The organism is Thermanaeromonas sp., assembly GCF_021890735.1.
GTDB lineage: Bacteria > Bacillota > DSM-521 > Neomoorellales > Neomoorellaceae > Thermanaeromonas.
Genome location: NZ_JAKKUR010000116.1, coordinates 1 through 4,177, shown reverse-complemented (window position 1 = coordinate 4,177; position 4,177 = coordinate 1). Strand labels below are relative to the sequence as shown.

The 4,177-nt window shown below is 44.8% G+C and carries 5 protein-coding genes, 1 pseudogene and 1 riboswitch; of the genes and pseudogenes, 5 read left to right on the top strand and 1 reads right to left on the bottom strand.

Annotation, left to right across the window (positions count from 1 at the left end; translation table 11 throughout):
- Positions 1–210: 210 nt before the first annotated feature.
- A riboswitch (molybdenum cofactor riboswitch) is annotated at positions 211–351 on the top strand.
- Between the two features lie 62 nt (positions 352–413).
- The 5 genes and pseudogenes from L5656_RS10810 to L5656_RS10795 all read left to right on the top strand — a co-directional run bounded on the left by L5656_RS10810 (position 414) and on the right by L5656_RS10795 (position 3,284).
- Positions 414–1,430: an ABC transporter substrate-binding protein gene (locus L5656_RS10810; RefSeq protein ID WP_297202838.1), complete on the top strand. Its 1,017-nt coding sequence runs from the start codon at positions 414–416 to the stop codon at positions 1,428–1,430.
- A 15-nt stretch (positions 1,431–1,445) separates the two neighbouring features.
- Entirely contained in the window at positions 1,446–2,201 is a 756-nt protein-coding gene (locus L5656_RS10805; RefSeq protein WP_297202836.1) for an ABC transporter permease, read from the top strand.
- 23 nt (positions 2,202–2,224) lie between these two features.
- Positions 2,225–2,590, top strand: a complete 366-nt coding sequence (locus tag L5656_RS10800) for an ATP-binding cassette domain-containing protein (protein ID WP_297202834.1) — start codon at positions 2,225–2,227, stop codon at positions 2,588–2,590.
- Positions 2,577–2,636: pseudogene (locus tag L5656_RS11480) on the top strand (hypothetical protein); the annotation flags it as partial. The gene L5656_RS10800 and the pseudogene L5656_RS11480, both read left to right, overlap by 14 nt.
- An 87-nt stretch (positions 2,637–2,723) precedes the next feature.
- Entirely contained in the window at positions 2,724–3,284 is a 561-nt protein-coding gene (locus L5656_RS10795; protein WP_297202832.1) for a hypothetical protein, read from the top strand.
- A gap of 53 nt (positions 3,285–3,337) precedes the next feature.
- On the opposite strand, the gene L5656_RS10790 is transcribed toward L5656_RS10795, so the two are convergent.
- Complete coding sequence (locus L5656_RS10790) at positions 3,338–4,114, bottom strand: HAD family hydrolase (RefSeq protein ID WP_297202830.1); 777 nt, start codon at positions 4,112–4,114, stop codon at positions 3,338–3,340.
- Positions 4,115–4,177 lie beyond the last annotated feature (63 nt).

The following is a 4,177-nucleotide window of genomic DNA, read 5'->3' as shown; positions in this document are numbered from 1 at the left end:
GTGAGCCGGGTTCGCCCGGCTTTTTGTTTTGTGGCCCAAATATCTAAGGTCCGCCTCATTGGCAAGACTGAGCACAAAATGGGCTACCTTTAAAGCGGGGTGTTTGGGAGAGGGATGCGTTTACAAAAGGGTCTACTCCGGCGGCAAAAATTTAACTTCAAGAAGGAATTTACTTGTAGCTATCGAATATAACGAATAGAACATATGTGAAATTTAGTTCACCTCCGAGCCTTCCTGGCCTAAGGGAAGTTTCTTCCTATGGCAGGTTGGCCCGGGCTTTTTAAGCCCGCGGGGTATAGCAGGGAAACCGCTATGCCTTCCGTTTCGAAAAGGAGGATCAAAGGGGCAAAACCCCACCTCCTTTGGTGGGGTTTTTAATTTGCTTTTTGAAGCAAAGAGGGAGGTTAAAGGGCATGAGAGAGAAGATAGCGTTTATCCTGGTATTAACTTTAATAGCGGGGTTGGCTCCTTTCCAAGGATGTGCTTCTCAAAATGTAAAGGAAGGAGAAGGGAGGGTTCCTTTGAGTGTAGCAGTAGAATATACGGTTCACGCTGCTCCTTTTTACGTGGCTAAAGAAAAAGGGTGGTTTGAGGAAAATCAACTTGAAGTTAAGAGCTTTAACGTCTATGCCACCGGCGTAGCCCTGGCATCCGCTCTCACCAAAGGTGGGATAGACCTGGCTTACATATGCCTGGTACCGGCCTTGACAGCTTATGCCAATGGGGGAGTACCTTTAAAAATAGTGGCTGGTACCCATAAGAATGGTTATGGCTTGGTAGTTAACACGAGCAAGATAAAGGAATTTAAAGATTTGGAAAAGGAAGAAGTGAAAATAGCCACCATGCAACCGGGAGCTACTACCGACCTTTTGTTTAACTTATTGATTAAACAAAAAGGGTTAGATCAAGAGAAGGTTTTGTCCCACACGGTACGCATGAATCCTGCCAAACAACTTTTAGCTTTGCGTTCGGGCAAGGTAGATGCAATTTTTGCTCCGGAGCATTTTGCTACCCTGGCTGCCCAGCTTTCCGGCATGAAAATTTTAGCTAAAAGCCAAGATATATGGCCTAATATGCAAGGGAGCGTCTTAATAGTTACAGATAATTTTTTAAAGGAGCATCCTGGAGCAGTAAAAAAACTTATTTCCCTTAATAAAAGGGCCACTGAGTTTATAAATAGCCACGGGGAAGAAACGGCTAACATAGTAGCTCAAAGCTTAAATCAGTATCAAAATACCGTTAAGGAAGAGATGTCGAGCCCTGAAGCTGACATAAGTGTTACCCCGGTGGTAGTCAAGGAATCCATGTCCAACCTCGACTATAGTCCCGATTTAGATGCCCAGGAGATACAAAAAATAATAGACCTTATGTATTCTTATGGCTACCTTAAAAAACAAATTAAAGCGGAAGAAGTGTTATATAGCGATTGAGGGAGAAGGGCCAAGATGTTCTCTAAAAAAGATGGGAAGGTAACTTGGGCTTATTGGATACCTACCATTTTATTCCTAGGAGGCTGGGAATTAGGAGCACGCTTAATGGCTTCCCCCCTTTTCCCTCCTTTCAGTAAAGTCATAGCTGGATTTGTATATTTGGCTGGGGAGGGAATCTTATTAAAACATCTAACCCTTTCTTTGCTCCGCGTAGTGGGAGGTTTTGTCTTAGGGAGCTTAACAGGAGTAGCGATGGGGATAATTCTCGGATGCTCTAATCTGGTCTACAAGAGCTTAGCCCCGTTATTTAGCATTTTATATCCTATACCTGCCTTGGGGTGGCTCCCTCTGCTTATGCTCTGGTTAGGCCTAGGCGAAGCTCTGCCTGTTACCTTAATATTTATATGCTCCTTTTTCCCTTTGCTTTATAACACCATCGCTGGCATAAGATCTGTGGATCCTAAATATATCCAAACAGCGCGGGTACTAGGTGCTTCCCCTTGGCTTATATTGAATCACGTTGTAATTCCCCTAGCCCTACCTTACATCTTTACTGGCTTGCGGTTAGAAGCTGGCATGGCCTGGCGTACAGTAGTGGCAGCAGAGATGATAGCTATCCCTACCGGTATAGGAGCTTTGCTTATATATGCAGAAAGCCTTATACGGGTAGACATAATTTTTGTCTGCCTGTTTATCCTTTCCCTTATGAGCTTTGGGGGAGAAAGGATATTCCTCTGGTTAGAGCATAAATTAACTGGGGTCTGGAAATAGAGTACCAAGGTTGGGTGTACGATATGCCAGCTATTACCCTAAAGAAGATATCTACCAAGTTTTGCCTTAAAGGGATTGATTTAGAGATTAAAGAAGGAGAATTATTGGTCCTTTTAGGACCTACTGGTGCTGGCAAAACTACTTTACTCAATGTTATCGCTGGCTTAGTAGAATATGAGGGAGAAGTGTACTTTGGAGAGGAGAAAGCAGATCTCTTGCCCCCCGAAAAGCGCCAGATCGGCTATGTATTCCAGGAATTATACTTATTTCCCCATTTGGATGTGTACCACAATATAGCCTTCGGGCTTAAAGCCAGGGGATTTTCCTCGGCGGAAATACCAGGGATGATATCCCAGGTAATGGAACTTTTTAAATATTGGCCATCTTAGAAACCGTTATCCTAAGAATTTAAGCGGGGGAGAAAAGCAAAGGGTAGCTTTAGCTCGGGTCCTGGCTATAAAACCCCGTATTCTACTCTTAGATGAGCCTTTAAGCAAGCTTGATTACAACTTAGCTAAAATTTTGCGTTTAGAGATAAAAAAGCTTCAGCGCCGTCTATCTTTAACCACCCTATACGTTACCCATAAGTTCTCGGAGGCGCAGGAACTGGCAGACCGGATAGCAGTCATAGTGGAGGGTGAGTTGGGTCAAGTAGGGACCCCCGAAGAGATTTTTCTGCGCCCAAAAGCTAAAATTCAGGGCTTTATCCCGCCTCCCAATCTTTTAAAAGTGGATAGATATGAAGCGATAGGCCCTGGTCTAGCCAGGGCCCATTGCGGTAAGCTAGTTTTGCTAGTCCCCTGGGAGTGGGGAGATAGCTTAAGAGAGATAGCTATTATGCCCTATGATATTAGTTTATCTATTTATCCCCCTCCTGCTCCTGGAATTAATAAATATAAAGGGAGGATAATTAAAACTTCCCCTGGCCGGTACACCATCCAATGCCAAGTAGAGGTAGAAGGACACTTGCTCACGGTAGAAATACCTTGCCTCACAGCGGAAGAACAAAGACTAGAGGCGGGAAGTCCAGTGTGGATAAATTTCAATTTTAGAAAGCTAAAAGCCCTAACTGGTGTTTATTGACGACTTTCTTAATTAGACTTACTTCAGGATGAGCGTGGGATTTTTTATCTACTTTAAGACGGCCTTTCTATTGGCCGCAGTGCTTTGTTCCACTGTTGCAGACCTTCCCAGATTCCTGCGGCATAGGAAGAGCGGGCCAGATAAACCGTGGGTGGCCAATCTTTATTTTTAACTTCCTCTGAAGCATTGCCTACTAGGACAGCCGGGAATCCCAGGTTCAACATTTCCGCATCATTCCCGCTATCCCCGCACACTAGAATTGAACAAGGGTCCCAGTTATACTTTTTTTGCAAATAAGCTAAAGCAGGCCCTTTCCCGGCGTGTGGGGGAAGGATATCCAGATAGATTCCTTTACTGAGGACTACCTTACCCCTCAAGCCCCTTTGCTGCAGGCAATTAGTGACCTCCTCTACTATCCTTTTACCACCGGTATTACCTTGGATAAAATAGCTTAAGCGGAAAAGCGCAGGAACAGGTTGCCTAACCAACATGGGCAATGAGCGAACGGCAGCCGCAATGCGATGAGGTCTCCAGCCGGCCAAAATATGCTTGTGCCAAAAAGGATCTGATATGTAGTTTGGAGGAAAACAAATCCGCGCTCCCACATCGGTTACTAAGATATCTGGTAGTATAAGCCCTTCCTTCCAGATTACTTCCAAGGCGGATTTTCGGTGTCTTCCAGTCAAGTATACTAAGAATACCCTCTTGCGGTTTAGGATCAACCAATAGTTCAACTTGGCCAGAGCCTCTGGGTTGCCTAACAGGGTATCATCAATGTCAGTGGCTAGAATGAGCTGTGCAGGAAGGATTCCCTCTGGGCGTTTTTCCATTGGAGCAGCTCCTGGTAGAGGGTGCTGATTTGTTTGGCCACCTGGGGCCATGTAAAATGATGG